At 67.1% G+C, this 26,153-nt stretch carries 24 protein-coding genes and 1 riboswitch; of the genes, 8 read left to right on the top strand and 16 right to left on the bottom strand.

The genetic code is table 11. The features are described from left to right. The 5 genes from CR918_RS20540 to CR918_RS20520 all read right to left on the bottom strand — a co-directional run bounded on the left by CR918_RS20540 (position 1) and on the right by CR918_RS20520 (position 6,270). Complete coding sequence (locus CR918_RS20540) at positions 1 to 2,409, bottom strand: peptidoglycan-binding domain-containing protein (protein ID WP_099844664.1); 2,409 nt, start codon at positions 2,407 to 2,409, stop codon at positions 1 to 3. Between the two features lie 41 nt (positions 2,410 to 2,450). After that, on the bottom strand, positions 2,451 to 3,041 hold the full coding sequence (locus tag CR918_RS20535) for a lysozyme inhibitor LprI family protein (protein WP_099844663.1): 591 nt from the start codon (positions 3,039 to 3,041) through the stop codon (positions 2,451 to 2,453). Between the two features lie 129 nt (positions 3,042 to 3,170). Beyond that, positions 3,171 to 4,040, bottom strand: coding sequence for a lysozyme inhibitor LprI family protein (locus tag CR918_RS20530; protein ID WP_099844662.1), 870 nt, complete (start codon positions 4,038 to 4,040; stop codon positions 3,171 to 3,173). A gap of 210 nt (positions 4,041 to 4,250) precedes the next feature. After that, positions 4,251 to 4,802, bottom strand: a complete 552-nt coding sequence (locus CR918_RS20525) for a hypothetical protein (RefSeq protein WP_223487201.1) — start codon at positions 4,800 to 4,802, stop codon at positions 4,251 to 4,253. Between the two features lie 7 nt (positions 4,803 to 4,809). Beyond that, on the bottom strand, positions 4,810 to 6,270 hold the full coding sequence (locus CR918_RS20520; RefSeq protein WP_099844661.1) for a SulP family inorganic anion transporter: 1,461 nt from the start codon (positions 6,268 to 6,270) through the stop codon (positions 4,810 to 4,812). Positions 6,271 to 6,482: 212 nt separating this feature from the next. Between CR918_RS20520 and CR918_RS20515 the strand changes: the two genes are divergently transcribed. Together CR918_RS20515 and CR918_RS20510 are read left to right on the top strand one after the other, a co-directional pair. Continuing rightward, on the top strand, positions 6,483 to 7,463 hold the full coding sequence (locus CR918_RS20515) for a cation diffusion facilitator family transporter (protein WP_099844660.1): 981 nt from the start codon (positions 6,483 to 6,485) through the stop codon (positions 7,461 to 7,463). A 111-nt stretch (positions 7,464 to 7,574) separates the two neighbouring features. After that, entirely contained in the window at positions 7,575 to 8,000 is a 426-nt protein-coding gene (locus CR918_RS20510) for an organic hydroperoxide resistance protein (protein ID WP_004153735.1), read from the top strand. 148 nt (positions 8,001 to 8,148) lie between these two features. On the opposite strand, the gene mmsB is transcribed toward CR918_RS20510, so the two are convergent. The 5 genes from mmsB to CR918_RS20485 are packed head-to-tail and all read right to left on the bottom strand — an operon-like array spanning position 8,149 to position 13,689. Further along, positions 8,149 to 9,039: a 3-hydroxyisobutyrate dehydrogenase gene (mmsB, locus tag CR918_RS20505; protein ID WP_099844659.1), complete on the bottom strand. Its 891-nt coding sequence runs from the start codon at positions 9,037 to 9,039 to the stop codon at positions 8,149 to 8,151. Further along, positions 9,036 to 10,211, bottom strand: coding sequence for an enoyl-CoA hydratase/isomerase family protein (locus CR918_RS20500; RefSeq protein ID WP_099844658.1), 1,176 nt, complete (start codon positions 10,209 to 10,211; stop codon positions 9,036 to 9,038). The genes mmsB and CR918_RS20500 overlap by 4 nt, the downstream gene beginning before the upstream one ends. Continuing rightward, on the bottom strand, positions 10,208 to 11,005 hold the full coding sequence (locus CR918_RS20495) for an enoyl-CoA hydratase (RefSeq protein WP_059064019.1): 798 nt from the start codon (positions 11,003 to 11,005) through the stop codon (positions 10,208 to 10,210). The genes CR918_RS20500 and CR918_RS20495 overlap by 4 nt, the downstream gene beginning before the upstream one ends. Next, on the bottom strand, positions 11,002 to 12,168 hold the full coding sequence (locus tag CR918_RS20490; protein ID WP_099844657.1) for an acyl-CoA dehydrogenase family protein: 1,167 nt from the start codon (positions 12,166 to 12,168) through the stop codon (positions 11,002 to 11,004). Before CR918_RS20490 ends, CR918_RS20495 begins: the two co-directional genes overlap by 4 nt. 15 nt (positions 12,169 to 12,183) lie before the next feature. Next, positions 12,184 to 13,689: a CoA-acylating methylmalonate-semialdehyde dehydrogenase gene (locus tag CR918_RS20485; RefSeq protein WP_025875748.1), complete on the bottom strand. Its 1,506-nt coding sequence runs from the start codon at positions 13,687 to 13,689 to the stop codon at positions 12,184 to 12,186. A gap of 87 nt (positions 13,690 to 13,776) precedes the next feature. On the opposite strand from CR918_RS20485, the gene CR918_RS20480 reads away from it, so the two are divergent. Continuing rightward, complete coding sequence (locus tag CR918_RS20480; protein WP_202908384.1) at positions 13,777 to 15,171, top strand: helix-turn-helix domain-containing protein; 1,395 nt, start codon at positions 13,777 to 13,779, stop codon at positions 15,169 to 15,171. Positions 15,172 to 15,549: 378 nt separating this feature from the next. Here the strand turns inward: CR918_RS20480 and CR918_RS20475 are convergent, their stop codons facing one another. Then, positions 15,550 to 15,987 carry a hypothetical protein gene (locus tag CR918_RS20475; protein WP_099844655.1) on the bottom strand — a complete coding sequence of 146 codons (438 nt, stop codon included), beginning with the start codon at positions 15,985 to 15,987 and terminating at the stop codon, positions 15,550 to 15,552. Between the two features lie 115 nt (positions 15,988 to 16,102). On the opposite strand from CR918_RS20475, the gene CR918_RS20470 reads away from it, so the two are divergent. Further along, positions 16,103 to 17,056 carry a DUF1028 domain-containing protein gene (locus CR918_RS20470; RefSeq protein ID WP_099786245.1) on the top strand — a complete coding sequence of 318 codons (954 nt, stop codon included), beginning with the start codon at positions 16,103 to 16,105 and terminating at the stop codon, positions 17,054 to 17,056. Positions 17,057 to 17,105: 49 nt separating this feature from the next. Here the strand turns inward: CR918_RS20470 and CR918_RS20465 are convergent, their stop codons facing one another. Next, positions 17,106 to 18,956 (bottom strand): patatin-like phospholipase family protein, encoded by a 1,851-nt coding sequence (locus CR918_RS20465; protein WP_165780930.1) that lies wholly within the window; start codon positions 18,954 to 18,956, stop codon positions 17,106 to 17,108. 154 nt (positions 18,957 to 19,110) lie between these two features. Further along, positions 19,111 to 19,327: riboswitch (cobalamin riboswitch) on the top strand. A gap of 142 nt (positions 19,328 to 19,469) precedes the next feature. On the opposite strand from CR918_RS20465, the gene CR918_RS20460 reads away from it, so the two are divergent. The 3 genes from CR918_RS20460 to CR918_RS20450 all read left to right on the top strand — a co-directional run bounded on the left by CR918_RS20460 (position 19,470) and on the right by CR918_RS20450 (position 21,690). After that, on the top strand, positions 19,470 to 20,141 hold the full coding sequence (locus CR918_RS20460) for an epoxyqueuosine reductase QueH (RefSeq protein ID WP_025875757.1): 672 nt from the start codon (positions 19,470 to 19,472) through the stop codon (positions 20,139 to 20,141). A 57-nt stretch (positions 20,142 to 20,198) separates the two neighbouring features. After that, the gene (pncA, locus tag CR918_RS20455) at positions 20,199 to 20,825 is read left to right on the top strand and encodes a bifunctional nicotinamidase/pyrazinamidase (RefSeq protein WP_099844653.1); all 627 of its coding nucleotides are present in this window, start codon (positions 20,199 to 20,201) and stop codon (positions 20,823 to 20,825) included. 145 nt (positions 20,826 to 20,970) lie between these two features. Beyond that, positions 20,971 to 21,690, top strand: a complete 720-nt coding sequence (locus CR918_RS20450; protein ID WP_099844652.1) for an NYN domain-containing protein — start codon at positions 20,971 to 20,973, stop codon at positions 21,688 to 21,690. Here the strand turns inward: CR918_RS20450 and purU are convergent. After that, positions 21,683 to 22,534 carry a formyltetrahydrofolate deformylase gene (gene purU, locus CR918_RS20445; RefSeq protein ID WP_093820901.1) on the bottom strand — a complete coding sequence of 284 codons (852 nt, stop codon included), beginning with the start codon at positions 22,532 to 22,534 and terminating at the stop codon, positions 21,683 to 21,685. The two genes, CR918_RS20450 and purU, sit on opposite strands and share 8 nt — an antisense overlap. 113 nt (positions 22,535 to 22,647) lie before the next feature. Between purU and CR918_RS20440 the strand changes: the two genes are divergently transcribed. After that, the gene (locus CR918_RS20440) at positions 22,648 to 23,559 is read left to right on the top strand and encodes a LysR family transcriptional regulator (RefSeq protein ID WP_025875767.1); all 912 of its coding nucleotides are present in this window, start codon (positions 22,648 to 22,650) and stop codon (positions 23,557 to 23,559) included. Between the two features lie 3 nt (positions 23,560 to 23,562). On the opposite strand, the gene CR918_RS20435 is transcribed toward CR918_RS20440, so the two are convergent. From CR918_RS20435 to CR918_RS20425, 3 genes are all read right to left on the bottom strand, one after another. Further along, positions 23,563 to 24,666 carry an NADH:flavin oxidoreductase/NADH oxidase gene (locus CR918_RS20435; protein ID WP_025875769.1) on the bottom strand — a complete coding sequence of 368 codons (1,104 nt, stop codon included), beginning with the start codon at positions 24,664 to 24,666 and terminating at the stop codon, positions 23,563 to 23,565. A 167-nt stretch (positions 24,667 to 24,833) separates the two neighbouring features. Next, entirely contained in the window at positions 24,834 to 25,640 is an 807-nt protein-coding gene (locus CR918_RS20430) for an NAD-dependent protein deacetylase (RefSeq protein ID WP_099844695.1), read from the bottom strand. Between the two features lie 43 nt (positions 25,641 to 25,683). Next, the gene (locus tag CR918_RS20425) at positions 25,684 to 26,094 is read right to left on the bottom strand and encodes an acyl-CoA thioesterase (protein ID WP_025875773.1); all 411 of its coding nucleotides are present in this window, start codon (positions 26,092 to 26,094) and stop codon (positions 25,684 to 25,686) included. Positions 26,095 to 26,153: the final 59 nt, after the last annotated feature.

Here is a 26,153-nt window from a genome sequence, read left to right as displayed (position 1 = left end):
TTACAGGCCGCGGTTGCGCACCTGCTCCTGCTGCTGTTCCTGCACGCGCTGATTGAACTGGACATCCAGTTCCTCGGTCTGGCGGGTGCTGGCCTCGACCGACTGCGACACGGCCTGTCGGCTGTCGACGAAGGTGCGCTGCGCAGCCGGGTCGCCGACATTGCCCTGCACGGCGAACAAGCCGCTGCCATCCGGGCGTGCGACCACATGGTCGATCTGGCGCATGCCGGCGACCTTGCTCTCGTAGGCCAGCTGGCCGGCGGCGCGTTCGGTTTCCTGCGCATTGGCGAACAGCGGGCACAGGCCAGCCTGCACGCGCTGCTGCTGCAGCTCCTGTAGTTTCTCCAGGGCCTGGTTGAAGCGCGGATTCTCGGCATGCGAAGGATCGCGCATGCTGGGCGCTGCCGGTGCGGTCGGTTCGGCGCGTGCCGGGGCGGCGGCGGTCTGCGCGCCGGCCTTCACTGCGGCCGGGTCGTCCAAGCGCGCCAGGGTCTGGCGGCCGGCCTTGCCATCCTGCTCCAGGCCGTTGTTGGCCTGGAACTGCTTGACCGCTGCCAGCGTGTCCTTGCCAAAGATGCCATCGGTGCCCAGCGCCTTGCCGTCGGCGGCGGTGTAACCCAGCGCGGCCAGCTTGCCCTGCAGTGCCTTGACCTCATCGCCACGTTCGCCCTTCACCAGCATGCCGTCGGCCATCGGCGCCTGCTGCGTGGCGCGTGCGGCCTGCGCTGCTTCCGGCCCCTGCGCGTGTACCTTGCCGCCGAGGGTGATGCGGTCGTTGAGCATGTCGCCGAGGTAGCGGCGGAACTGCGCCGGCTCCACTTCGATATGCGCATGCACCGGTTTGCTGCCGGCGTTCGACTGCTGGATCAGCGGAGCGCCGTACTCGACGAAGTCACCGTTCTTGTAGGGCGACGTGCCGGCGGCGCCGTGCAGCACCTGGCCTACCAGCTCACGGCGCGGATCGCCGGCCGGGTGGCTGTAGAGGCTGATCGAATTGGTCGCGTCCTTGTTGAACTGCGCGTAGCCGGCCACCGGGTTCGGAATCATCACATCGCGACTGCCCAGGCGATCGGTGAGGATCAGGTCCTTGCGCACCAGCGGAATGTCATTCTTGTCCTCACGTGTGCGGATGTTCTCCATCTCGCCTTCGACCATGCCCGATTGGCGGTCGGCCTTGCGGGCATCGCCGGTGCGCACGGCTTCGGCATTGGTGTTAGGGTGATGGATCTTCAGTTCGCGATAGGCCGTTTCGCCACTGATGCCGTGGGCCAGCGTGCGGTTGCTGGTGACATTGCCGTAGGGCTCGATCACCGTGATGCGGCCGCCACCGGGGGCGGCCGCCAGCGGCGCACCATCCGTAGAGGGCGCCTTCGGCTCGTGGCGTTCTGGCGAGGGTACCGATGGCGGTGCCGGTGCCGGTGTCTGTGCGGGTGGGCGAACCCCGGCGTTCAGTGCAGACAGCGTGTCACGCCCCGCCTTGCCGTCTTCTTCCAGCCCATGCGCCTTCTGGAACTGACGCACCGCGTGGTAGGTATCGCTGCCGAAATCGCCGTCGGGCTTCAGCACCTTGCCATCCACACCGGTATAGCCGGCCTGCGCCAGCTTCTGCTGCAGCGCGAGCACTTCATTGCCGCGTTCGCCCTGCACCAGCACACCGTCGGCCATCGGTGCACGCGCCGGGCGCGCGGCGGACTGACGATGCGCCGGCTCGCCGAACGCCTGTTCGTAGGTCTTGCCCCGGTACGGCTGCGGATCGTGGTTGATCATGTCGTAGCGCGCCAGCGCAACCAGCTCGGACTTTTCATTGAGCGTGCGCTCGCGCAGCGAATCCCACTGCTTGGGCGAGCTCTCGAAATGGCGCTGGACGTTGGCGTGCTTGTAATCCTGCACGGCCCTGACAATCTGCTCGTCACTCAGCTCGGACAGCTTGTAATCATCACCATAGGCTTGTTTCAGGCCATTCTGGAATACACCACGGGTCATGTTGCGATACTGCACCGACGTGCTCCACAGCGCGTCCTGCACGGCAGGGCCGCGACCTTGCAGGTCCACGCCGACCTTCTTCAGGCGATCCATCTGCACGTCGTAATACTGGCGCTGGATGAAATCGTGCTGTTCCTGGGCGAAGCCCTTTTCGTCGCGTGCGGCCACCGCTTTCCAGCGCTCGCTGAAGGCTTCCGTCGCAGGCTTCAGGCCGTGGAACTGGTCCGCATAGCGGGACGACTTCAGGTACTCGTCCACCCCGCCAACGGCGCTGGCGAACTGGTAACTGCCATAGGACACGCCGCCATGGTCACCCTTGCCCGAGGAAATCCAGCCTGGACCACGGTTGTCGGTTTCAAAACGGGCGGAGGTCTGGCCGCGATGCCAGTGTTCCATCGCCTTCCTTGCATCGGTCACTACATCCATGTCGAAGGACTCCTCTCAGTTGGCAATGCGGTGGATTGAGGTCACTTGCTCCGTGCAGCGGCCTGCAGCTGGTCAACGCGGTTGGCCACGCGGTTGATGCGGCACGACTGCGCGTCCAGCCTCTGGCCCTGACCATCGGTTTTGGGATCCCAGCGGCAATGGCGATTGGTGTCCGACCACCAGGCAGCCTGCGCATCCATCCAGTCATCCTTGGCCTTGCTGTCGGGACTTGCCACGACACCGGCGACGATCTCGGCCAGGCGGTCTTCCTGGTAACTCAACTCCTCGTCGCCACATGCCTGCAGGCGTGCTGTCACCGCTTCGCTGGCGTCCACGCAACGGGTGTACGCAGGACGCAGGTTGGCCTGGGTGTAGGAGGCATCGGGCAGCGGCGCGGGAAAGTCATCGGCATCCGCGTCGGCATCGGCGGCTGTAGTTGCAGGCGTCGCGCTGGCCGGTGTCGATGTGGCTGCCGGTGTTGGCTCATCTGCGCTGGCGGCAGCGGCAACCGTGGCGCTGTCGGCCGAAGGGGCCTGGCAGGCGCCCAGCAACAGGCACAGCACCAGCGCAATTCCGCGTCGGATTTCAAAGGCGGATCGATCAATGCGCGCAGGCGCGCTCAAGGCTTGCATTGCTTGCTTCTCCCTGGTGAGTCGCCGGGTGGGTCGGCAAAGAGGAGCCGTCCATCGGCCCCATCACGGTGAGGATGCTACGCCAGCGCAGAATGCCGATGCCTGACTGAATTCAGGTTTCAGCCGACATCAACGCCGCTCGCGCGCCTGCAGTTCCACCGCGCGGTTGGCGTAGCGGTTGATGAGGCACGACTGCGCGTCCAGCGCCTGGCCCACGCTCTCTGTAGCCGGGCTGCAACGCTTGTCGGTGTCCTCGGCCCAAGTGGCCTGTTCGTCCATCCAGCGGTCCTTGGCCGGACTGTCGGGGCCGTTCATCAGGCGCGCCACTTCGGCCTGCAGCTGCGTCTGGTGGTAGGCCAGCTCGGTATCGCCGCAGGCCTGGATATGGTCGTTCATGCCACGGGCCTGCTGCACACAGCGGATGAATTCCGGGCGAAGCGTGGTGTAGGAGGTATCGGGCGGGCCGCTCTGCGCCATCAATGCGTCGGCACGGTTGGCCACGCGGAACAGGCGGCACTCCTGTGCCTTCTGCAGGTCATCCACACCGGCATTGGTCGGAGCGGCGCAATGACGGTCGGTATCGCTGCGCCAGGTCGCCTGGGTGGCAAGGAACGCCTGCTTCGCAGCAGCGTCGAGCCCGGTCACAGTCTTGCTGGCACCCTCCTGCAGGCGCCCTTCCTGATAGGCCAGTTCATCCTTGCCGCAGGCCTGCAGCTTGCCCGCATCCTCCACGCCATCCACGCACCAGCCATAAGCCGGGCGCAGGCGACCGTCCGTGTAGGACGCATCCGGGTACCGAGAGGAATCACCGGTCACTGCATGGGGGGGCGCTGCCGGCGCTGCCGGCGCTGCCGCGGCGAGCGGAACCGGAGCGGCCGCCGCTTCGGCCGATGCAGGGGTAGAAGGCGCCTGACACGCGGTGAGCGCCAGGCACAGGGCCAGCACCTTCCAGTACCGACGGCCGGAGGCGATCTGTTCATTGCCCCCGTGGGCATCCATTACCTGCATTGCTTGCATCTCCCTTGCGTGTGGCCAGCGGGTGCCGGCCGGGAGGGTCCGTCCATCGGCCCCGATCACGGTGCAGATCCTACGACAGCGGCGGTTTCAGATGGCTGACTGAATTCAGCTTGCGCGGACGGCGTCGCAGAAACCTGACGCGACCAACTTTGGAGCGTTGGTGGCCTGCTGCGACCGGCCACCACCGCTCCATCACAGCTCGTTGGGCCGATCAGGCTGCACGATCGGCGCGTGCGTTTCGTAATCGGTCTGCTTCCAACCGCCCCCACCCTCTCCCGCAACCCACTGGAACGTCCAGGTTTCCACGAAGCCACCGGGAAGCTCATTGGTGATGGTGATCTTCTCACCGGCAGCACCCGAGGCCGGAAGCGGAACGGGAGGGGCCACTGCGGCAGAGGCCCAGGCATCGGAGGGGGGCCGGCGCTGCTGCACCGTAATCGTGCCCAGCTCCATCGTCCGCCGATCCGCATCCGGGATGCTGTCCAGCCACCGTGCGATCGCCGCCGCCTCAGCGGTTCCTGCGCGGTGGTGGGACACATGTTCGATCACGATACGGGGCGAGGTCGCAACCGCACTGGGCGATAGCGCCGTCAAGCCAAGACCCAGTGCGGAGTACAGAAGTACCGGAAACACGCGTATTGCGATCATCTCTCGTCCTTTTCCGATCTGTGCCGAATGCACGAAATCACAGTGCATCCGGTGAAGGCAGGCCTCAATCAGAAAACTTGCAGACGAAAACAGCAAGCGGCCATCAGTGCGCGCTGCCTCTGCCCCCCACCTGTTCGATCAGCGTCTGGCTGGCCGCGTTGAGGCCGACAACACTGACTTCGGCACCATGCGCGGCCAGCTTTTCCTGCGCGCGTTGCAGCGCAGCCACGGCAGTCAGATCCCACAGGTGGGCCTCCCGCAGGTCGATCTGTACCTTCGGCGCCACGTGCTGGTAGTCGAACGCCGCACCCAGCTGTCCGGCGGAGGCGAAGAATACCTGGCCGCGCACGCGGTAGACCTGCATGTCCATGTCCGCAACGTCTTCGCGTTGCACGTCGAGCATGCGCCCCACCTTGCGGGCGAAGAACAGGGCAGACAACAGCACGCCGCTGAGCACACCCTTGGCCAGGTCGTGGGTGGCCACGGTGACCACCACGGTCAGCAGCATCACTGCCGACGAGCTGCGCGGATGCGTGCGCAGGTCGCGCAGCGAGCGCCAGCTGAAGGTGCCGATGCTGACCATGATCATCACCGCCACCAGTGCGGCCATCGGGATCTGCCGCACCAGGTCGCTGCCGTACACCACCAGCACCAGCAGCAGCACGCCGGCCACCAGGCAGGACAGGCGGCCTCGCCCACCAGAGGTCACGTTGATCACCGACTGACCGATCATCGCGCAGCCGGCCATGCCACCGAGGAAACCGGTGACCGTGTTGGCCAGGCCCTGGCCGACGCACTCGCGGTTGCGCTCACTGTGCGTCTCGGTGATGTCCTCGACAATCTGCAGGGTCATCATCGATTCGAGCAGGCCGACCACCGCCAGCGTGGCTGACACCGGCAGCAGGATGCGCAGCGTTTCCCAGGTGAAGGGCACATCGGGGATGAGGAAGTACGGCAGGCTGTCGGGCAGCTGGCCCATGTCGCCCACGCTGCGTACATCGATGCCGAAGCCGATGACCACGGCGGTGAGCACGATGATCGCCACCAGCGGCGAAGGCACTGCGCGGGTGATGCGCGGCAGCAGGTAGATGATCGCCAACGCGGCGGCGCACAGCACATACACGGTGGGGCCGCGGCCGATCAGCTCGGGCATCTGGGCCAGGAAGATCAGGATGGCCAACGCGTTGACGAAGCCGGTGATGACCGAGCGCGAGACGAAGCGCATCAGCGAGCCCAGCTTGAACACGCCGGCCAGCACCTGCAGCAGGCCGGCCAGGATGCTGGCGGCAAACAGGTACTGCAGGCCGTGGTCCTTTACCAGGTCGACCATCACCAGCGCCATCGCGCCGGTGGCGGCAGAGATCATGCCGGGGCGGCCGCCTGCAATCGCAGTGATGACGGCAATGGAGAAAGCAGCGTACAGGCCGACCTTGGGGTCGACGCCGGCGATCAGCGAGAACGCGATGGCTTCGGGAATCAGTGCCAGGGCGACGACGGTGCCGGACAGCAGATCACCACGGAGGTTGCCGAGCCATTGCTGGCGCAGGGGGTAAGACGTTTGCATGGGAAAACTCCGCGCACACGCGGGCGAGGCCACGTGGCGCTGCAGTGGAAAGACGCGGGTTCCTGAGCCGGTTGGGCCGGCTGCCGAGAGGCGGCAAGGGTCAGGGTGGCGTGATCACTGCAGTGCGTCGTCGGGGGAGCGTGGAAGGGCCGCAGTCTACGGGAACATCCGCCGCCTGGGTAGCGAAGGAGCCCCCCTGAAGGCAGCAGAGCATGGCTCCGCTCTACAATCGAGGCATGACCACTGACCGACCGCACTTCTTCGACCCCGCAACCGAGCAGGGTGTGCTGCGGCTGTCCATCGCCGCCTCGCTGCTGCTGGCCGCCGCCGCCGTGGTGTTCGGCCTGCTGGCCAATTCGTCGCTGATCATCTTCGATGGCATCTACGGCCTGATCGACGTGGTGATGACGTGGCTGTCGCTGCTGGTCGCGCGGCTGATCGCGCTGTCCACCCAGACCGATGCGTTGCAGTCACGCCTCAACCAGCGCTTCACCATGGGCTTCTGGCACCTGGAACCGATCGTGCTGGGAGTGAGCGGTACGCTGATGATCGGCGCAGCGCTGTATGCCTTGGTCAATGCAGTCGATGCACTGATGTCGGGTGGGCGACAGATCGCGCTTGGCCCCGCAATCATCTTCGCGGCACTGTCGATCGTGGCTGAAAGCGCGCTGGCCTGGTTCGTGCTGCTTGCCAACCGGCGCATCGGTTCAGAGTTCATCGCACTGGATGCGAAGAACTGGGTCATCGCCGCGAGCATGTCGGCCTGCTATCTGCTGGCCTTCCTCGGCGGCGTGCTAGTGCGTGGCACCTCGCTGGCGTGGGTCGGGCCGTACATCGATCCGGCCATCCTGGCGTTCGTCTGCGTGCTGGTGATGATCGCGCCGCTGGGCACCGTGCGGCGCGCACTGGCCGGCATCCTGCTGGTCACGCCGCCGGAACTGCAGGCGCATGTGGATGCGGTGGCGCGGGCGATCGTTGCAAAGCACGGCTTCGTCGAACACCGCAGCTACGTGGCCCAGGTCGGCCGTGGCGAACAGATCGAGCTGTTCTTCGTGGTGCGCGAGGACGACCCGCCGCGGCCCCTGCTGGAGTGGGATCACCTGCGCGACGAGATCGGCGATGCGCTGGGCGAATCGTCGCCGGACCGCTGGCTGACCATCATGTTCACCACCGACCGCGAGTGGACAATCTAGGCCAGCAGGACGATCAATCAAGTTTTTCGGACTTGTTCTAGCCCAACACCTGCAGAATCCGGGCAAAGTAGGCTCCAACGCGACACCCACCCACTGAACAGGAGCACCCCGATGTCCATCGAAAAGGTTCTGTACACCGCCCAGGCCACCTCCACCGGCGGCCGTGAAGGCCGTTCCGTGTCCTCCGACAACGTGCTGGACATCCAGCTGTCGACCCCGCGCGAGCTGGGCGGCGCTGGCGGCCCGGGCACCAATCCGGAACAGCTTTTTGCTGCCGGCTATTCGGCCTGCTTCCTGGGCGCACTGAAGTTCGTCGCCGGCCAGGCCAAGGTCGCACTGCCGGCCGACACCACCGTGACCGGCAAGGTCGGCATCGGCCAGATCCCGACCGGTTTCGGCATCGAAGCCGAGCTGACCATCAACGTGCCGGGCGTGCCGCGCGAGCAGGTGGAAGAGCTGGTGCAGAAGGCACACATCGTCTGCCCGTACTCCAACGCGACCCGCGGCAACATCGACGTGACGCTGATCGTTGCCTGATGCGGTGATGCCGGCCAGCGGCCGGCACTACCAAGCGGCTGGGCAAAAAAATGGGCGGATGCCGGTCGAAACCGGGCATCCGCCCATCCCACCTTCGTTGTCCCGCAAGGGGGCATGAGGTTGCCGGCCAGCGGCCAGCACTACCAGGTCACTTTTCGCTCGTGATGAGCTGCACGACGCTGGAGAAATCCAGCTTGCCGCGGCCGGCCTGGTGGTTCATCGAGTACAGGTTGCGGGCCACTTCGCCCAGCGGGATCGAGGCGCCGACGCTCATCGCCGCCTCCACCGCCAAGCCCATGTCCTTCAGCATCAGATCGCTGCCGAAGCCGCCGCTGTAACCGCGCGACGCCGGCGCGTTCTCCAGCACGCCCGGCCACGGGTTGCACACTTCGGTGGCCCAGCTGCGGCCGGTGCTGACCGCCATCATCTGCGACAGCACCTTCGGGTCCAGCCCGTGCGCCACGCCCAGGGCGATGGCTTCGCCGGTGACAGCCATGATCACGCCCAGCGCCATGTTGTTGCACAGCTTGGCCACCTGGCCGGCGCCACTGGCGCCCACATGGAAGATGTTCCTGCCCATCGCCTGCAGCACCGGGCGGGCGCGTTCAAGCGCGTCCTCTTCACCACCGACGATGAAGGTCAGCGTGCCGGCCTGCGCGCCGGCAGTGCCACCGGACACCGGCGCGTCGATCATCTGCAGGCCACGTGCGGCGGCCGCTTCGGATACCTTGCGCGCGCTGGCCGGGGCAATCGTGCTGCAGTCGATGACCAGCGCACCGGCGGGAATCGCGGCAAGGATGCCGTCATCACCCAGGTACACGCCTTCAACATGGCGGCTGGCCGGCAGCATCGAGATCACCACCTCGGCCTCGGCCAGGGTCTCGCGTGCCGATGCCGCTGCGCTGGCACCCGCGTCGACCGCCGCCTGCACCGCGGCAGGCACCAGATCGAACACACGTACGGTGTGGCCGTTCTTGACCAGATTGGCGGCCATCGGGCCACCCATGTTGCCCAACCCAATGAATGCAACGCGGCTCATGCAAGGCTCCTTTCAGCGACAGGGGTACCCAGGCCGGCCAGCGGATGTGCGACATCGGCCCAGGGAGAAGCGAAGAACGTATCGGCCCATGCGCGGTCGGCATCGGCCAGCGTGGCCGGGTTCCACGAGGGATTGCGGTCCTTGTCGATCAGCAGCGCGCGGATGCCTTCAGCAAAATCACCATGCGCGGCGCAATGCAGGGCGGCGATGTATTCCAGCCGGTACACGCTGGCCAGATCCTGGCCGGCGCTGCGGCGCTGCAGTTCGAAGGCCAACCGTGCCGAACCCGGTGCACCGGCGGCAAGGGTCTTCTGTGCGGCCTGCAGCCACGCATCATCGGTCTGCAAGGTGCTGATGCGTTCGACGATGGCGGCCAGGTCATCGCCTGCGCACAGCGCATCGACCTGCGTAGCATTGGCCAGCAGCGGGCCGGTAGCCGCATCGCTGGCAAACGACAGCAGCAGCTGTGACAGGCGCTCGTGGTTGCGTGCGGCATCGGTCGACCACGCGACCTGCAGCAGCGCGTCGAGCACCGCACTGCGGCGTTCCTCGGCCACATGCACGTCGGCCAGGCCGGCATAGATCGCATCGCCCGGGTTGAGCAGCGCACCGGTCAGGGCCAGGAACAGGCCACCGTTGCCCGGCACGCGCGGCAGCAGCCAGCTGCCACCCACGTCAGGGAACAGGCCCACGGTGATTTCCGGGAAGGCCAGCTTGGAGCGTTCGCTGACCACGCGGTGGCTGGCACCGGACATCAGGCCAATGCCGCCGCCCATCACGATGCCGTGGCCCCAGCACAGGATCGGCTTGGCGTAGGTATGGATCAGGTAGTCGACGCGGTACTCGACGTCGAAGAACTCGGCGGCGTAGTCGTTCCCGCGTATATCGCTTTGGCCGGCGTCGCGGTAGGCACGCATGCTCTGGTACAGGCTGTGCAGGTCACCGCCGGCGCAGAACGCCTTCTCACCGGCGCCCTGCAGCACCACCATGGCGATGGCATCGTCGTCGGCCCAGGCATTCAACTGCTTCAGCAGCAGGTGTGCCATCGGCAGCGAGAAGCCATTGAGCGTGCGCGGTGCGTTCAGCGTGGCGATGCCGATGCGTGTGCCATTGCTGGCAGTGCGCTCTTCGAACAGCACCGGTGCGTCATCGGCAGCGGTGTCGGTACTCATGCGTTTTTCCACTGCGCGGCGCGCTTTTCAAGGAAGGCACTCACGCCCTCGACCTGGTCGGCGGTGTCGAACAGATCGACGAAGGCCTCGCGCTCGGCCACCAGCGCCGACGCATGGGTGCCGGTGCGCGTGGACTGCACCAACGTCTTGCAGGCGGCAATGCTGGTCGGGCTCTGCTTGCCGGCCTTCTTCGCCCATTCCAGTGCCAGCGCCTTGGCTTCGCCCTTGCCGACCTTTTCTTCGGCAAGACCAATCCGCACGGCGGTTTCCGCGTTGATGCGCTCGCCGAGCAGGATCATGCGCTTGGCCCAACCCTCGCCGACCAGGCGCGGCAGGTTCTGGGTGCCACCGGCGCACGGCAGCAGGCCGACGGTGGCCTCCGGCAGCGCAACCTGGGCATGGTCTTCGATGATGCGCAGGTCGCAGGCCAGCGCGCACTCCAGGCCGCCGCCCATGGCGTAGCCGTTGATCGCAGCGATCGACACCCCACGGAACGCGGACAGCGCCTCGAAGGCTTCGCCGAAACGGCGTGCCGCTTCGCGTGCGGCAGCCTTGTCGCCGGAAGCGAACTGGTTGAGGTCGGCACCCGCGGAGAAGAACTTCTCGCCATCACCGGTGATCACCAGCGCGTAGATGTCGCGGTCTGCATTGAGTGCGCCCACCAGGTCGCGCAGCGCCGACAGGCTGTGCACGGTCCAGGTATGCGCCGGCGGGTTGTTCAGGGTGACCACGGCGGTGTGGCCATCGGCCTCGACCTTCAGGCCCACGTGCTCCTGGGTACGCCAATCCTTCATCGCAGTTCCTCTTCGGTGTTGAGCAGGTGACGGGCAACGATCACCCGCATGATCTCGTTGGTGCCTTCCAGGATCTGGTGCACGCGGCTGTCGCGCAGCAGGCGTTCGATCGGATATTCACGGATGTAGCCGTAGCCCCCGTGGATCTGCAGGGCTTCGTTGCAGATGGTGAAGCCGGCATCGGTGGCGAAACGCTTGGCCATCGCGCACCACACATTGGCATCGCTGGCACCGGCATCGAGCTTGCGCGCAGCGGTATGCACCATCTGCCGCGCGGCAACCAGTTCGATGGCCATGTCGGCCAGCTTGAACTGCAGCGCCTGGAATTCGGACAACGCCTTGCCGAACTGGCGGCGCTCGCCCATGTAGCGGCGTGCGGCATCCAGCGCGCCCTGCGCAGCACCCAGCGAGCACGCGGCGATGTTGATCCGGCCACCATCGAGCCCCTTCATCGCCAGCTTGAAGCCGCCGCCTTCCTCTCCCAGAAGGTGGCTGACCGGTACGCGGACGTTTTCGAAGGTGATGCCACGGGTGGGCTGGCTGTTCCAGCCCATCTTCTCTTCCTTGCGGCCATAGCTGATGCCCGGCAGGTCGGCCGGCACCGCGATCGCGCTGACCCCGCCTGCACCGGCACCGCCGGTACGTGCCATCACCACCAGCAGCTCGGTGGCACCGGCGCCGGAGATGAAGGCCTTGGAGCCATTCAACACGTAGAAATCGCCATCGCGCATGGCGGTGGTCTTCAGCGAGGCTGCATCCGAACCGGCGCCCGGCTCGGTCAAGCAGTACGAGGCCAGCTTGCTGCCAGAAGACAGGTCATTGCCCCATGCGTCGCGCAGCGCCGGCTGGCCCCACTTGGAGACCATCCACGAGGCCATGTTGTGGATGCTGATATAGGCCGCGGTCGACGGGTCGACGTTGGCGAGCTCCTCGATGACGACGGCGGCGTCCAGTCGGCTCAGGCCGCTGCCGCCCACTTCCGGGTCCATGTACAGACCGCAGAAGCCCAGTTCACCGGCCTTGGCGATCGCCTCGCGCGGAAAGATGCCCTCCGCATCCCATCGCGCGGCGTGCGGTGCCAGTTCGGCCTGTGCGAAGTCACGCGCCGCTTCGCGGTACGCCTGCTGCGCTTCTTCCTGTTCCGTCGTCATCGAGTGGCTCATGGCTGCTCCCTGCGGTTACTTCAGGCTGATCGTGGTGTTGACGCCATGGCTCAGCGTCTCGTCGTCGAACCAGCGCGCGGTGACGGTCTTGGTCTGCGTGTAGAACAGCACCACCTGCTTGCCGTACGGACCCAGGTCGCCCAGCTTGGAGGCGCGCGAACCGGTGAACGAGAACAGCGGCACCGGCACCGGGATCGGCACGTTGATGCCGACCTGGCCGACGTCGATGTCTTCCTGGAACCGGCGTGCTGCGGCGCCGGACTGGGTGAACAGCGCGGTGCCGTTGCCGTTCGGGTTGCTGTTGACCATGGCGATGGCCTCATCCAGCGTTTCCGCTTCGAGGATGACCAGCACCGGCCCGAAGATTTCTTCCTGGTAGATGCGCATGTCGGTGGTGACACCGGCAAAGATGGTCGGGCCAACGAAATTGCCCTTCTCGAAGCCATCGACCTGCGGCTTGCGGCCATCCAGCACCAGCTTGGCGCCCTGCTCCACGCCCGACGCGATCAGGCCTTCAACGCGATCACGGGCGCTGCAGGAAATGACCGGGCCGACGTCGGTGCCGGCGACCGTGCCACCGCTGACCTTCAGGGTCTTGGCCTTTTCGACCAGGTCCTGCACCCAACCGCGCGCTTCACCGACCAGCACCAGGGTGGAGGCGGCCATGCAGCGCTGTCCCGCCGCACCGAAGGCCGCGCCGACCATCGCATTGAGGGTCTGCTCCTTGTTGGCGTCCGGCAGCACCACGGCGTGGTTCTTGGCGCCCATCATGCACTGCACGCGCTTGCCGGCCAGCGAGGCGCGGTTGTACACGTGGGTACCGACGCGGGTGGAACCGACGAACGACACCGCCTTGATGTCCGGGTGGTCGCAGATGGCGTTGACCACTTCCTCGCCACCGTGGACCACGTTCAGCACGCCCTTGGGAATGCCCGCTTCCAGCGCCAGTTCGACCAGGCGCATGGTGACCATCGGGTCCTGCTCGGACGGCTTGAGGATGAAGGTGTTGCCGGTGGCAATGGCCATCGGGAACATCCACAGCGGAATCATCGCCGGGAAGTTGAACGGGGTGATGCCTGCGCACACGCCCAGCGGCTGCATGATCGAGTAGGTGTCCACGCCGTTGGCCACGTTGTTGGCCAGTTCGCCCAGCTGCAGGTTGCCGATGGCGGCCGCGTGCTCGACCACTTCCAGGCCGCGGAACACATCGCCTTCGGCGTCCGGCAGGGTCTTGCCCTGTTCGGCGGTGAGGATGTGCGCCAGCTCGCTCATGTTTTCGCGGATCAGCTGCTGGTACTTCAGGAAGATGCGAGCGCGGGTACCGATCGGGGTCTTGCGCCAGGTCTTGAAGGCTTCCTTGGCGGCAGCCACGGCGGCATCGACTTCACCCGTGGTGGCGAACGGCACCTGGGCCAGCACGTCCTGGGTGGCCGGGTTGATCACGTCCTGCCAGTGGGAGGTGGCCGATTCAACGAACTGGCCATCGATCAGCATGCGGATACGGGGCGCTGCAACAGTCATGACGACAATCCACGGGGTGCGAAAGATGCTTGGCATTATTCACAGGCCACACCTCGATTTCCGGCCTGAATCCGCTTAATCTGGCCAATGCCCGTCACGATTCCTGTTAATCCTGTGAATTATTCAGCCCCCCAGCGCCAGCTCGGCCTGCGTCTGCTGCGCCTGCGCGAGCAGCGCGGCTACAGCCAGGCCGACCTTGCCCGCGCCCTGGGACTGTCGGCCAGCTACCTGAACCAGATCGAGCGCAACAAGCGCCCGCTGACGCCCGCGGTGCAGAAGAAGCTGGGCGAGGTGTTGGGCGATGTTTCCACCCTGTTCGACGACGATGAGCCCGCCGCGCTGCAGGAGTCGCTGGGCGAGACCCTGCGCGATCTGGGCTTGGCCGACGTCAGCGCCACCGAACTGCGCGCGCTGGCCGGCAACCTGCCGCAGGTCAGCCGCGCGCTGCTGGACCTGCATCGCCGGCACCTGGCATTGCGCGAGCATGCCGCCGCGCTGGAGTTCCAGTTGGGCGAGCCGGGCGCGGGCAGCACGTTGCCGGCCGGCGACCAGGTGCGCGAGTTCTTCAACCGCATGCACAACCACATCCCCGAGCTGGACGAACTGGCCGAGCAGCTGTTCGCCGAATGGGGGCTGGCGCCGGGACACGTGGCGCCACGGCTGCGCCAGCTGCTGGCCGACCGCCACGGGGTGCTGGTGGAAGTGGCTGCGCTGCAGGCCGGGCGCGAGAAGCGCCAGTACGATGCCGGCAGCCGTACGCTGTGGCTGCCCGACTACCTGGAGCCGGGCCAGCAGGCGTTCCAGATGGCGGTCGAGCTGGCGCTGCGCGGCTACCTGCCGCAGATCGATGCGGTGATTGCGCGCACCGGCTTCACCGACGAGGCCCGCATCGCACAGGCGCGTATCGGCCTGTCCAACTATTTCGCCGGTGCGCTGGTGATGCCGTACATGCGTTTCCTGCGCGCGGCCGAGGCCAGCGGCTATGACATCGAGCTGCTGGCGCATCAGTTCGGTGTGGGATTCGAGGCGGTCTGCCATCGGTTGAGCACGCTGGCGCGACGCAGTGCGCCCGGCCTGCCGTTCTTCTTCATCCGCGTGGACCGCGCGGGCAATGTGTCCAAGCGCCACTCGGCCACCGATTTCCACTTCTCGCAGGTGGGTGGTTCGTGTCCGTTGTGGATCGTCTACGAGGCCTTCAACCAGCCCGGACGCATCCTCACCCAGACCGCGCGCATGCCCGATGGGCGGCGCCACTTCTGGCTGGCGCGACAGGTCAGCAGCGGGCCGGTGGGCCACGGCCAGCCACGCAAGACCTTCGCGGTGGCACTGGGGTGTGACCTGCAGCATGCCGATCGGCTGGTGTATTCGCTGGGGCTGGACGTGCAGAGCCCGGGCAACTCGGTGTCGATCGGGCCGGGCTGCCGGGTGTGTCCGCGCGAGGACTGCATGCAGCGCGCGTTCGCGCAGTTGCCGGGGCGGTAGGGGTTGGGGGTTCGGCAGGGCTGCGCCCTGCACCTGCTTCAATCCAAGGCAACAGCAAAAGCAACAGCGGGCATTCCGTGGGATGGCGGGGTGGGTCCGGTTGCGGGGGACGCTGCAAGTACGTCCATGTAAGCTCGGTCGCCGCATCCATGCGGCTCACGCCCCCGCAACCGAACCCACCCCGCCTTCGACAGGTTCCCGCGACTGTTGGAACCTGCTGCTGATGGTGGGTGCCGACCGGTTGGTCGGCACCGGGGTCAGGGCCCGTTGCGACGCAACGGGCCCTGACCCCATCCGGATATCCGCTCTGGTAGGTGCCAACCTTGGTTGGCACGCTCTGGCCGTGCGCGAAATGCATCCACGCATGGCGTGGCTTTACTAGTCCCAGAACACGGTCAGCACGCGATGGCCGGCGGAGGGCAGCGGCGCATCGACGTGCTGTCCATACGGCCAGCCCTCGCCTACGCCATCGCATTCCAGCCCCTGCAGCCACTCTTCAACGGTCGCCGCATCGGCGCTGGTCAGCAGGTGCACGTTCTCGGCCGCTGGCCATTCGCTGTCATCCTCCAGTGCGCTGCCCCAGTCCTGGTGCAAGCCCACGTACACACCTTCCACCTCCGGGCGCGCGGCAATGGCGGCGAAGCGGGCGTACAGTTCGGCGATCGGCGGACGGCCATAGCCCCACTGGTTCGGTGCGATGCTCTCTTCCTGGTCGTTGCCTTCGAAGTACGCCGCCAGCGGCACCACCGGGAAGTGGTCCGCGTCACGGGCATCGAGGCGTTCAAGCAGGTCCAGCAGTTCCTGGCGGGCGGACATCGGGCATTCCTTGCATGCATGAAGAGCCGGACATTCTAGGGCGCCCGCCGCCGCCTGCATTAAACCTTCCGCAGGTTCGTTGCATCCCAGTCCAACCCCATCACCGGAGACGACCATGTACGTGCTGCGCCCCTGCCTGGCCCTGCTGCTTGCTGCTGTCGCGACACCGGCGTGGGCGACCTTCTCCATTGTTGCCTGCAACGAGGCCGGCGACTGCGGCGTGGCGGTGGCCACGCACAACCTCGCTGTCGGAGGAGTGGGCGTGCCGTGGGCGCAGGCGAAGGTCGGCGCGGTCGCCAGCCAGTTCGAAACCAACCCGACCTATGGGTCGAAGGGTCTGGAACTACTGGCTACGGGTCGCTCGCCCGCGCAGGTGCTGAAGCAACTGCTGGATGAGGACGGCGATTTCGATGGCACCAGCATCGCCGAGCGCCAGATTGGCCTGGTCAGCGCGCGCGGTGGCAACGCGCAGTACACCGGCGCGATCGCGCAGCGGGCCGATTGGGCCGGTGCCGTTGGCGAGGGCAAGGTGAGCGTGCAAGGCAACGGACTGGTTGGGCCGGACGTGCTGGCGGCGATGCAACGCGCGTTTACGACCACCCACGGTGCGCTTGCCGCGCGCCTGTTGGCAGCGCTGGAAGCGGGACAAGCGGCGGGTGGACAACGCAGCGGGCAATGGTCGGCGGCATTGCTGGTGCGCACGCCTGGCGGCGACTGGCAGGACACCGACCTGCGCGTGGATGCCGACCCGCGTGCCGTGGCGCGCCTGCGCGAGCTGTACGACATGCGGCTTTCGAATGAAGCGATCATCCGCGCCGAACAGCAGTGGGAAAAGGGCGACGTGGCCGGCGCACGTGCGTCGCTGGCCACCTCGCTGGCGCTGGCGCATGGCTGGGACCGGACGTGGGCACGCGCGGCGCGGCTGGCGATGTCGCAGGGTGAAACCGCATTGGCCCGCGAATACCTGGCGGGATTGCGCGCGCTCAACCCGGGATGGGTGAAGCAGGAATTGGCCTTGCCGTTGTATGCGCCATTGCGCGGCGATGCAGTGGTCGAGGCGTGGCGATAGCCAACGGTAGCGCCGGGCCATGCCCGGCGAGCGCAGCGGCGCACCGCGATCAATAGATCGGCGTCACCTTCATCTGTGGCAACGGCCGTGGCGAGCCATCGGTGAGGTCGGGGCCAAGGTCATCCCAGCTGCGGCCCTGTTCCACCATCAGCCCCCACAGCTGCTGCGACGCCAGCCGCTTGTCTTCCGAACCCAGCTTGTACGACGGCGGTGGCGGTGTGCCGGTGGCCACCATCGCATAGGCCGCGCGATAGGCCAGCACCTGCTGCGCCGGATCGTCGGTGCGCGATATTTCCAGCGTGTAGCGCTGGTAAGCCGAGGCCAGGTTGCGCCAACGGATCCAGTAATGGTTCTCGAACGAGAACGAACAGAAGCGTGCACCGGCGAGGCTGCCCTTGTCGGCGATGCGGGTCAGCACCTCCTGTGGCATGTCCAGGTTCATGCCTCCCTCGTCGCCCTGCAGGCTCACATGCACGATGCGGTCGCGATACCCCGGCGCACGCGCCTGCAGCAGGTCGCGCCAGTTCTGCATGGTGGCCACCACCGCAAACAGGAAGCGGCCCAGCTCACCGGCCGCCAGCGGCGTGGCGATGGACTGGTAATGTCGCTGCCATCCATGCCGGTTTTCGGTGGGAAGGAACACCGCGCGCTCCAGCGCCTGGCGGCTGTCGCTCTCGCGCACCACCGGCTCGGGACGTTGCGGATAGACCAGGTTGATGGCGAAGGTCGGCCAGCGCGGCAGCGCGGCATCGAACAGGTGGATCGGGAAGTTGCTGCTGATGCCGCCATCGGAGAACCAGCACACCCGGAACGCGGTGATCACCGGACCACAGGCCTGGCCCGCGCTGGTCAGCCCTTCCATGCTGTCGGCCACGTTGTGTCCGGCCTCGCCTGCAGCCGTCGACGTCGGCTCGCAGCGACGTTCGCGACGCGAGGGCTCATGCAGCGGCACCGCGCTGATCAGCAGCGGGAAGCTGAGGCTCATGCGCGTGGCCACCAGTACCGGCAGCGACGCACCCTGCGGCAGGTGGTAGTAGTTGTGGCCTTCAACCTCGCGCGGTGGTCCGGCGCGGTCGACCATCCACTGCACCACACTGGCCGGGAACAGCTGCTCGAACTCCTCGCGCAGGAACCAGAACTGCGCCCCGCCCAACGGCAGCGTGCGCGGTTCGTTGTGCGATACGCAGGTGGTGATCATCTGCAGGGAGATCGCATGCGGGCTGTCCGGTTCGCCTGAATAGCGCGGCGCGTCGTGCAGATCGGCGAAGGTCAGCGGTGCATCCATCGGCTTGCCCGACAGCTGCTGCAGGCTTTCATGCAGCCATTCGGTCAGCGCCGGCTTGCCTGCATCCCGGCTAAGCCCGCTGCACAGGCCCAGCAGGTTGCGCCGCGCCACCCGGGCCACGCGCAGCGCAGCGGCCGCCACGCCTGCGCCGTAGGCACACAGCAGCGACGGCAGCAGGGTCGCCGCCACGCCGCTCCAGCCACCGCCCCACCAGCCCAGGCCGAGCAGCAGTGCCAACGACACCAGCACTTCCAGCGGCGCGATCTGGAACACCGCGATGGCCAGGCACAGCAGCTTGCGTGGCCAGCCGGCGTTGCCGGTCAGCACCACCAGCAACCGATACGCAGCGCGCGCGCCGGCGGCAGGCTGGAAAAGGCTGTAGATGAATCCACGCCGCGACAGCTGCGCCGACACCGCCGACAGGCCGCCATACCCGGCGTCACCGGGCAGGGTTTCGCCGGCCTGCTGGCGCCGGTCGCCGTATGCCGCAGCGGCCGCCACGGCAGCGGCGATCGCACCGGCCGAGGTGCCACCGATGCTCTTGAAACGGTATTCGCGGGCCAGCGCGAGCACCGCGTTGGGATACACGATGCCACTGGTGATGCCACCTTTCATGACCAGATCGCAGTACTTCGCCGCCACGAGCCACCTCCCGTCTGTCGGTGCCCAGTATGGCAAGAGGCACTCTCACAGCCTGAGAAACGCGCCACAGCCCTGCGTTTTCACCGGCCCTTGACCATTGCCGCCAACGCGTCCACCTTGGGCACGCCGAAGGTATCCCTGCCGTGGCTTCGATGGCGGCAGGGATTTAAACGGGAATCCGGTGAAGGCGCTTCGCGCGCCCATTCCGGAGCTGCCCCGCAGCGGTGAATGGAAACGAATCCTGCCAACAGCACTGGGCTCGCGCCTGGGAAGCGGCAGGTAGTAGGTGGGCCAGCCGGCCCGTGTCCATCAGCCCGAATACCGGCCCCGGCCGGGGGACACGACCGTCCCCCTGACTCGACCTGGAATCTCCGCGGGGAGGTTGCCGGGGCCGTCGTCGTCCTGCGCGTGCAGGCGATGTGGCCGCGCGCGTCCTGTTCACGGTTTCCGTCCAGACCCGCTGCCCACGCCCAGATGCACCCGACGATGACCGAGCTCCAACGCCCCACCCTGACCCTTCCCGACAACGGCCAGCGCCTGTTGCTGCACTCGTGCTGTGCGCCATGCTCGGGCGAAGTGATGGAGGCGATCACCGCCTCCGGGATCGACTACGCGATCTTCTTCTACAACCCCAACATCCATCCGGTGAAGGAATACGAACTGCGCAAGCAGGAGAACATCCGCTTCGCCGAACAGCACGGCATCCCCTTCATCGACTGCGACTACGACACCGACAACTGGTTCAGCCGTGCGCGTGGCATGGAGAACGAACCCGAGCGTGGCATCCGCTGCACCATGTGCTTCGACATGCGCTTCGAGCGCACCGCGCTGTACGCGCACGAGCACGGCTACGACACCATCAGCTCCTCGCTGGGCATCTCGCGCTGGAAGAACATGGCGCAGATCAACGACTGTGGTGTGCGCGCCGCCTCGCGCTACGAGGGCCTGCAGTACTGGGACTACAACTGGCGCAAGGGCGGCGGTGCCAGCCGCATGATCGAGATCAGCAAGCGCGAGCAGTTCTACCAGCAGGAGTACTGTGGCTGCGTCTACTCGCTGCGCGATGCCAACCGCCATCGTCGCGAGAACGGCCGCGAGCGCATCAGGATCGGCCTGCTGTATTACGGGCAGGACAACGACACCGCCAGCGGCGATTGACGTGCGCGCGATGGGCGGCCACGCTGGCCGCCCATCTTCCGTTGTGCTGGACCTGCCATGACCGCCCTGCCCGCTGATGTCGCCCTGCTGGTGATCGACCTGCAGCCGGACTTCATGCCCGGTGGCGCCCTCGCCTGCGAACAGGGCGATGTGCTGGTGGCACCGATCAACGCGCTGCTGGCCGAGCGCCGCTACCGCACCGTGGTGGCCACCCAGGACTGGCACCCGGCCAACCACGCCTCGTTCGCCAGCCAGCACCCGGGCCATCTGCCTTTTGAAGCCATCCTGCTGCATGCACAGCCGCAGACCCTGTGGCCGGACCACTGCGTGCAGGGCAGCACCGGCGCCGCCCTGCACCCCGGCGTGGACTGGACCGTGGCCGACCTGATCCTGCGCAAGGGCAGCCGCCAGCAGGTGGATTCCTACAGCGCCTTCCGCGAGAACCACGGCCCGGACGGCACGCGCCCGGCCACAGGGCTGGCCGGCTGGCTGCACGAACGCGGCATCCGCGAGGTGCACGTGTGCGGGCTGGCCCGCGACTACTGCGTGCTGTGGAGCGCGCAGGACGCGGTGAAGTCGGGTTTCCGGGTGAAATTCCTGTGGGAGCTGACCCGGCCGGTGACCGAGGCCAATGACGGCATGGTGCGCGAGGCCCTGGCGAAGGCGAGGATCGCGATCCTGTAGGCAGCGTGTCGCCTCTGCCGCTTGTGCGCCTGATTCGCCCCCTGCAGAATCGAGCCCATCCAGCCCTCCAAGTACGCCCCCCAACAGATCGCGGGACGGCCGAACCGAGGGCTTTTTCATTGGACGAAGCCAGGAGGGCAACGGTATGCCGACGGCAGTTCTCATTGATGGCGGCTATTTCATCAAACGCTTTCGCCGCATCGAGCCCCACAACGCCTACAACGCTCAACGCGCCGCCGAGGTCGCTCACCGATGGGCCATCGCCCATCTGAAGCATGCAAGTGGCGAGCGACGCGATCTCTATCGCATCTTCTTCTACGATTGCCCGCCGCTGTGCAAGAGGATGCACAACCCGATTTCGGGGCTGTGCATCGACTACTCGCGATCCGACGAAGCACTGTTCAGATCCAGCCTGCACGAGGCGCTGAAGCAGAAGCGGAAGGTCGCCCTGCGTCTTGGCCACCTCACCGACTTCAGTTCGTGGACGACCGGATCGCGAACCTTCGACGACCTGCTCAAGGGCAAGCGGACCTTCGGCGATCTTCAAGCCGATGAGCTGCAACCGGATGTGCGACAGAAAGGCGTGGACATGCGCATCGGCATCGACATTTCCTCACTCGCCCTCAAGCGCCAGGTCCGCCAGATCATCCTGATGGCCGGCGATGCCGACTTCGTGCCCGCCGCGAAGCTCGCCCGGCGTGAAGGGGTCGATTTCGTATTGGATCCGATGTGGTCATCCATTCCCAAAGGGCTGATGGAACATATCGATGGCGTGCGTTCCACCTGTCCCAGGCCAGTCCAGCAGCAGCGGGCGCATCGTGGGCAATTGCCGGGCTCCATCCCGGGCACTGCCCGCGTTACCTGAACACCACCGTGCGGTGCCCGTTGAGCAGGATGCGGTGCTCCACATGCCGGCGTACCGCCCGCGCCAGCACCTGCGATTCGGTATCGCTGCCCAGCCGTACCAGTTCGCGCGGGGTCATCGCGTGGTCCACGCGGGCCACGTCCTGTTCGATGATCGGGCCTTCGTCCAGGTCTTCGGTGACGTAGTGCGCGGTGGCGCCGATGATCTTGACCCCGCGCGCGTGCGCCTGGTGGTACGGCTGCGCGCCCTTGAAGCTGGGCAGGAAGCTGTGGTGGATGTTGATCGCCCTGCCCGCCAGCGCACGGCACAGCGTGGGCGAGAGAATCTGCATGTAGCGCGCCAGCACCACCAGGTCGATGCGCTCGCGCTCGACCAGATCGATGATCTGCTGTTCCTGCGCCGCGCGCGTGTCGGCGTTCACCGGCAGGTGGTGGAACGGCACCTGGTAGGACGCTGCCAGTGCTGCGAAGTCGGCATGGTTGGAGGCCACCGCAGCGATGTCCACCTTCAACTGGCCGCTGTGGGCACGGAACAGCAGGTCGTTCAGGCAATGGCCCTGCTTGCTGACCAGCACCAGCAGGCGCGGCCGGCGGCGGCCATCATGCAGCTGCCAGTCCATGCCGAAGTCTGCGGCCAGTGCGGCCATCGCGGCGTGCACGGTGTCCAGCGGCAGGCCCGCATCGCGGTCGAAGTGCACGCGCAGGAAGAAGCGACCGCTCTCCTCGTCGCCGAACTGCTGGGCGTCGAGGATGTTGCAGCCGTGGTCGAACAACAGGCCCGACACGCGGTAGACGATGCCGGTACGGTCGGGACAGGAGAGAGTGAGGATGGAATCGGGGCGCATCGCCGGAGTGTAGGCCAGCCCACTCCCGTGGTGCACGATGGTCACCGATGCAACCGACTGCTTGGGACAGACCCAAGCGATACTTGGCCTTCCGCATGGCAAGCTGGTCGGTCATGAACCTGTTGCAGCTCATCCGCAGCTTCACCCGCACCGCAGAGACCGGCAGCATTGCCGCTGCGGCGCGCACCCTTGGCATCAGCGCCACCGCCGTGGGCCAGAACATCAACCGGCTGGAGGCCCACCTGGGCGTGCGGCTGCTGAACCGCAGTACGCGCCAGCTGGCGCTGAGCGAGGCCGGCACGGTGTACCTGGCGCAGGTGCGGCATATCGAAGCCGACCTGGCGCGCGCGCAGGCAATGGTGACCGCCGGCGACGTGGAGCCGGCCGGGCCCCTGCGCATCGCCAGCAGCAGCGCGTTCGGCCGGCACGTGCTGGCACCGCTGCTGCCCTCATTGCAGCAGCGCTACCCGCAGCTGCAGCTGGAGCTGCGCCTGACCGATCGCGCCGTGCAGCACGGTGCCGAGGCGGTGGATGCCAGCATCCGCATCGGCGCGCAGCTGGAGGACGGGCTGGTGGCACGCCCTCTGGCACGCATCCCGTTCGTGTTCTGCGCCTCGCCGGCGTACCTGCAGGCGCACGGCACGCCGTTGCAACCGGCGCAGCTGGCCGCCCATCGCGGCCTGCTGCATCGCTTTCCCACCGATGGCCGGCCACTGCGCTGGGGCCTGCTGAAGGACGGCGAGCGGGTGGATGCCGCGCTGCCGCCGAGCATGGTCTGCGATGACATCGACGCGCTGGCCGAGCTGGCCGCCGCCGGTGCCGGCATCACCCGGCTGGCGGCGTTCGTGGCCGAGCCCTACCTGCGCGATGGTCGCCTGCAATGCGTGTTCGGTTGCGGCACCGACTGGCAGCCGGAGCCGATGGACGTCTACTTCTGCGTGAGCGACCGCCGCGATTTCACCGCCAAGATCCGCGCGCTGTTCGAGCACCTGCAGGCCGGCCTGCCGCCGGCCTGGCAGGTGTAGTGCTCAGCGCGGGCTGAACACGCCGCGTGCGTCGCGCGGTTCGCAGCGCAGGTACTGCGGTGCCGGCACCACGCTGTCGCCCAGTGCAGCAGCGGCGTGCCACGGCCAGCGCGGGTCGTACAGGATGCCGCGGGCCAGTGCGATGGCATCGGCCTGGTTGTGGCGCAGGATCGATTCGGCCTGCTCCGGCTCGGTGATCATGCCCACCGCGATCACCGGCATGCGCACCTTCTTGGCCTTGATCGCCGCCGCGAACGGCACCTGGTAGCCCGGGCCGACACTGATCTTCTGGCGCTCGTGCAGGCCGCCGCTGGACACATGCAGGAAATTGCAGCCGCGCGCGTCCAGCACCTGTGCCAGCGCCTCGCTCTGCACGATGTCCCACCCCCCCTCGACCCAGTCGCTGGCGGAGATGCGCACGCCTACGGCGACCTTGTCCGACACTGCGGCACGCACCGCGTCGAACACTTCCACCAGCATCCGCAGGCGGTTCGGCAGCGAGCCGCCGTAGCCATCGGTGCGGCGGTTGCTCAGCGGCGACAGGAACTGATGCAGCAGATAACCGTGCGCGGCGTGGATCTCGATCAGCTCGAAGCCCAAGCGCTCGGCGCGCACCGCACTGGCGGCGAAAGCGGCAACGACTTCGGCGATACCGGCCTCGTCCAGTTCCTGCGGTGCCGGATCGGCGGCATGGAACGGCAGCGGCGACGGCGCAACCGTGGTCCAGCCGCGTGCATCATCGGCCGGCAGCTGGCCACCGCCATCCCACGGGCGCGCCGTAGAGGCCTTGCGGCCCGCATGGCCCAGCTGCACGCCCAGCGGCATCGGCGACCAGCGGCGCACGCTGGCCAGCACCTGCGCCAGGGCCGCTTCGGTGCCGTCATCCCACAGGCCCAGATCGGCCCAGCTGATGCGGCCGCGCGCTTCGACCGCGGTGGCCTCCAGGATCAACAGGCCCGCGCCGGACTGCGCCAGGTTGCCCAGATGCATGGCATGCCAGTCGCTGGCGCGGCCGTCTTCGGCGGAGTACTGGCACATCGGCGCGACGACGATGCGGTTGGACAGGGTCAGGGGGCCGAAGGAGATCGGCGAAAACAGCTGGCTCACGGCAGTGGGAGGTGTACCAAAGGGGGTGCGTATTGCACCGCTGTGCGGCCGATAGATCAACCGTGTGGGTGGATCGCTGTTTCGTGGGGGCGCGTTGTGGGTAGCGCCGGGCCACGCCCGGCGAGCGCACAGCGCGGCAGCCCGTTTCCGCCGGGCATGGCCCGGCGCTACCCGATGACGAACCCGGCCAGCGCCTCGGCGCAGTCGCGCTCGTCCTTGAACTGCAGCAGGTCGTCGGCACGGGTGCGGCCACGGTTCAGCGCGGCCACCGGCAGACCCGCCTTGGCCGCGGCCTGCACGAAGCGGAAGCCGGAATAGACCATCAGCGAGGAACCCACCACCAGTACTGCATCCGCCTGCTGCAGGTGCTCATGCACCGCAGCCACGCGTTCACGCGGCACGTTTTCGCCGAAGAACACTACGTCCGGCTTCAGCAGGCCACCGCAGTGCGGGCAGTCGGGCACCGCAAACGCGGAGAAGTCGGTTTCCAGATCGGCGTCGCCGTCGGGCGCGATACCGGCCTGCAGCAGTTCCCAGCCGGGGTTGGTCTGCAGCAGCCGCTGCTGGAACGCCTCACGCTCGCTGCGACGTTCGCAGCCCATGCAGCGCACCAGGTCCAGGCGGCCATGCAGGTCGATCACGTTCTGGCTGCCCGCGCGCTGGTGCAGGCCATCCACGTTCTGGGTCAGCAGCACCTGCAGCTTGCCGCTGTCCTCCAGTGCGGCCAGCGCCTGGTGGGTGCCGTTGGGCCGGGCCTGGCCGAAGCGCGGCCAGCCCAGCAGGCTGCGCGCCCAGTAGCGCTGGCGGGTGGCGGCCTCGCCCATGAAGGCCTGGTAGGTCACCGGCGGCGTGCGCTTCCACTGGCCATCGGCATCGCGGTAATCGGGGATGCCCGAGGCGGTGCTGCAGCCGGCGCCGGTCAGCACGAACAAGCGCTGGGCGCGGTCGATGAAGTCGGTGAGCGACGGGGTCATGGCAGCCAGATGGGGGCGCACCGGCGCCCCCGCAAGCATCGGCTCAGGCCGCCGGCGCGCCGGGCAGCTGCGGCACGGTCACCGGGTGGCCATCGTCGCCCAGGGCGATCATCACGAAGTGGCCACGGGTGCACAGCTTGCGCTCGCCGCTGTGCAGGTCCTCGGCGATCAGCTCCACCTCGACCTTCATCGAGCTGCGGCCGACCTCGACGATGCGGCCGATCGTTTCCACCATCTGGCCGATGCGGATCGGCAGCTTGAAATCGACCTGGTCGCTGCGCGCGGTCACCACGGTGCGGCGCGAATAGCGGGCGGCGGCGAGGAAGGCGGCCTTGTCCATCCATGCCAGGGCCTGGCCACCGAACAGGGTGCCCATGTGGTTGGTGTGGTTGGGAAAGACGATTTCGGCCATGCGCACTTCGGTCGGCGGCACGGTCTCGGGGATGGGGGTCATGGGGGCGGTTCGGGTGTGGGGTGAGACGGATTTTAAGGCAGGCGGTGTGCAGGCGGCGC

It is taken from the genome of Stenotrophomonas indicatrix, from assembly GCF_002750975.1.
Lineage (GTDB): Bacteria > Pseudomonadota > Gammaproteobacteria > Xanthomonadales > Xanthomonadaceae > Stenotrophomonas > Stenotrophomonas indicatrix.
The sequence above is the reverse complement of the archived record's forward strand: the minus strand, read 5'-3'. Positions and strand labels throughout refer to the sequence as shown.

Bases quoted from the DNA above. Each gene is read 5' to 3' on its own strand.
- CR918_RS20500 (WP_099844658.1), bottom strand. From the start codon at position 10,211: ATGAGTACCGACACCGCTGCCGATGACGCACCGGTGCTGTTCGAAGAG.
- CR918_RS20440 (WP_025875767.1), top strand. From the start codon at position 22,648: ATGAACCTGTTGCAGCTCATCCGCAGCTTCACCCGCACCGCAGAGACC.
- CR918_RS20510 (WP_004153735.1), top strand. From the start codon at position 7,575: ATGTCCATCGAAAAGGTTCTGTACACCGCCCAGGCCACCTCCACCGGC.
- CR918_RS20430 (WP_099844695.1), bottom strand. From the start codon at position 25,640: ATGACCCCGTCGCTCACCGACTTCATCGACCGCGCCCAGCGCTTGTTC.
- CR918_RS20530 (WP_099844662.1), bottom strand. From the start codon at position 4,040: ATGGATGCCCACGGGGGCAATGAACAGATCGCCTCCGGCCGTCGGTAC.
- CR918_RS20535 (WP_099844663.1), bottom strand. From the start codon at position 3,041: ATGCAAGCCTTGAGCGCGCCTGCGCGCATTGATCGATCCGCCTTTGAA.
- CR918_RS20475 (WP_099844655.1), bottom strand. From the start codon at position 15,987: ATGTCCGCCCGCCAGGAACTGCTGGACCTGCTTGAACGCCTCGATGCC.
- CR918_RS20495 (WP_059064019.1), bottom strand. From the start codon at position 11,005: ATGAAGGATTGGCGTACCCAGGAGCACGTGGGCCTGAAGGTCGAGGCC.
- CR918_RS20465 (WP_165780930.1), bottom strand. From the start codon at position 18,956: ATGAAAGGTGGCATCACCAGTGGCATCGTGTATCCCAACGCGGTGCTC.
- pncA (WP_099844653.1), top strand. From the start codon at position 20,199: ATGACCGCCCTGCCCGCTGATGTCGCCCTGCTGGTGATCGACCTGCAG.
- CR918_RS20540 (WP_099844664.1), bottom strand. From the start codon at position 2,409: ATGGATGTAGTGACCGATGCAAGGAAGGCGATGGAACACTGGCATCGC.
- CR918_RS20485 (WP_025875748.1), bottom strand. From the start codon at position 13,689: ATGACTGTTGCAGCGCCCCGTATCCGCATGCTGATCGATGGCCAGTTC.
- CR918_RS20470 (WP_099786245.1), top strand. From the start codon at position 16,103: ATGTACGTGCTGCGCCCCTGCCTGGCCCTGCTGCTTGCTGCTGTCGCG.
- CR918_RS20425 (WP_025875773.1), bottom strand. From the start codon at position 26,094: ATGACCCCCATCCCCGAGACCGTGCCGCCGACCGAAGTGCGCATGGCC.
- purU (WP_093820901.1), bottom strand. From the start codon at position 22,534: ATGCGCCCCGATTCCATCCTCACTCTCTCCTGTCCCGACCGTACCGGC.
- CR918_RS20480 (WP_202908384.1), top strand. From the start codon at position 13,777: ATGCCCGTCACGATTCCTGTTAATCCTGTGAATTATTCAGCCCCCCAG.
- mmsB (WP_099844659.1), bottom strand. From the start codon at position 9,039: ATGAGCCGCGTTGCATTCATTGGGTTGGGCAACATGGGTGGCCCGATG.
- CR918_RS20520 (WP_099844661.1), bottom strand. From the start codon at position 6,270: ATGCAAACGTCTTACCCCCTGCGCCAGCAATGGCTCGGCAACCTCCGT.
- CR918_RS20460 (WP_025875757.1), top strand. From the start codon at position 19,470: ATGACCGAGCTCCAACGCCCCACCCTGACCCTTCCCGACAACGGCCAG.
- CR918_RS20490 (WP_099844657.1), bottom strand. From the start codon at position 12,168: ATGAGCCACTCGATGACGACGGAACAGGAAGAAGCGCAGCAGGCGTAC.
- CR918_RS20515 (WP_099844660.1), top strand. From the start codon at position 6,483: ATGGCTCCGCTCTACAATCGAGGCATGACCACTGACCGACCGCACTTC.
- CR918_RS20450 (WP_099844652.1), top strand. From the start codon at position 20,971: ATGCCGACGGCAGTTCTCATTGATGGCGGCTATTTCATCAAACGCTTT.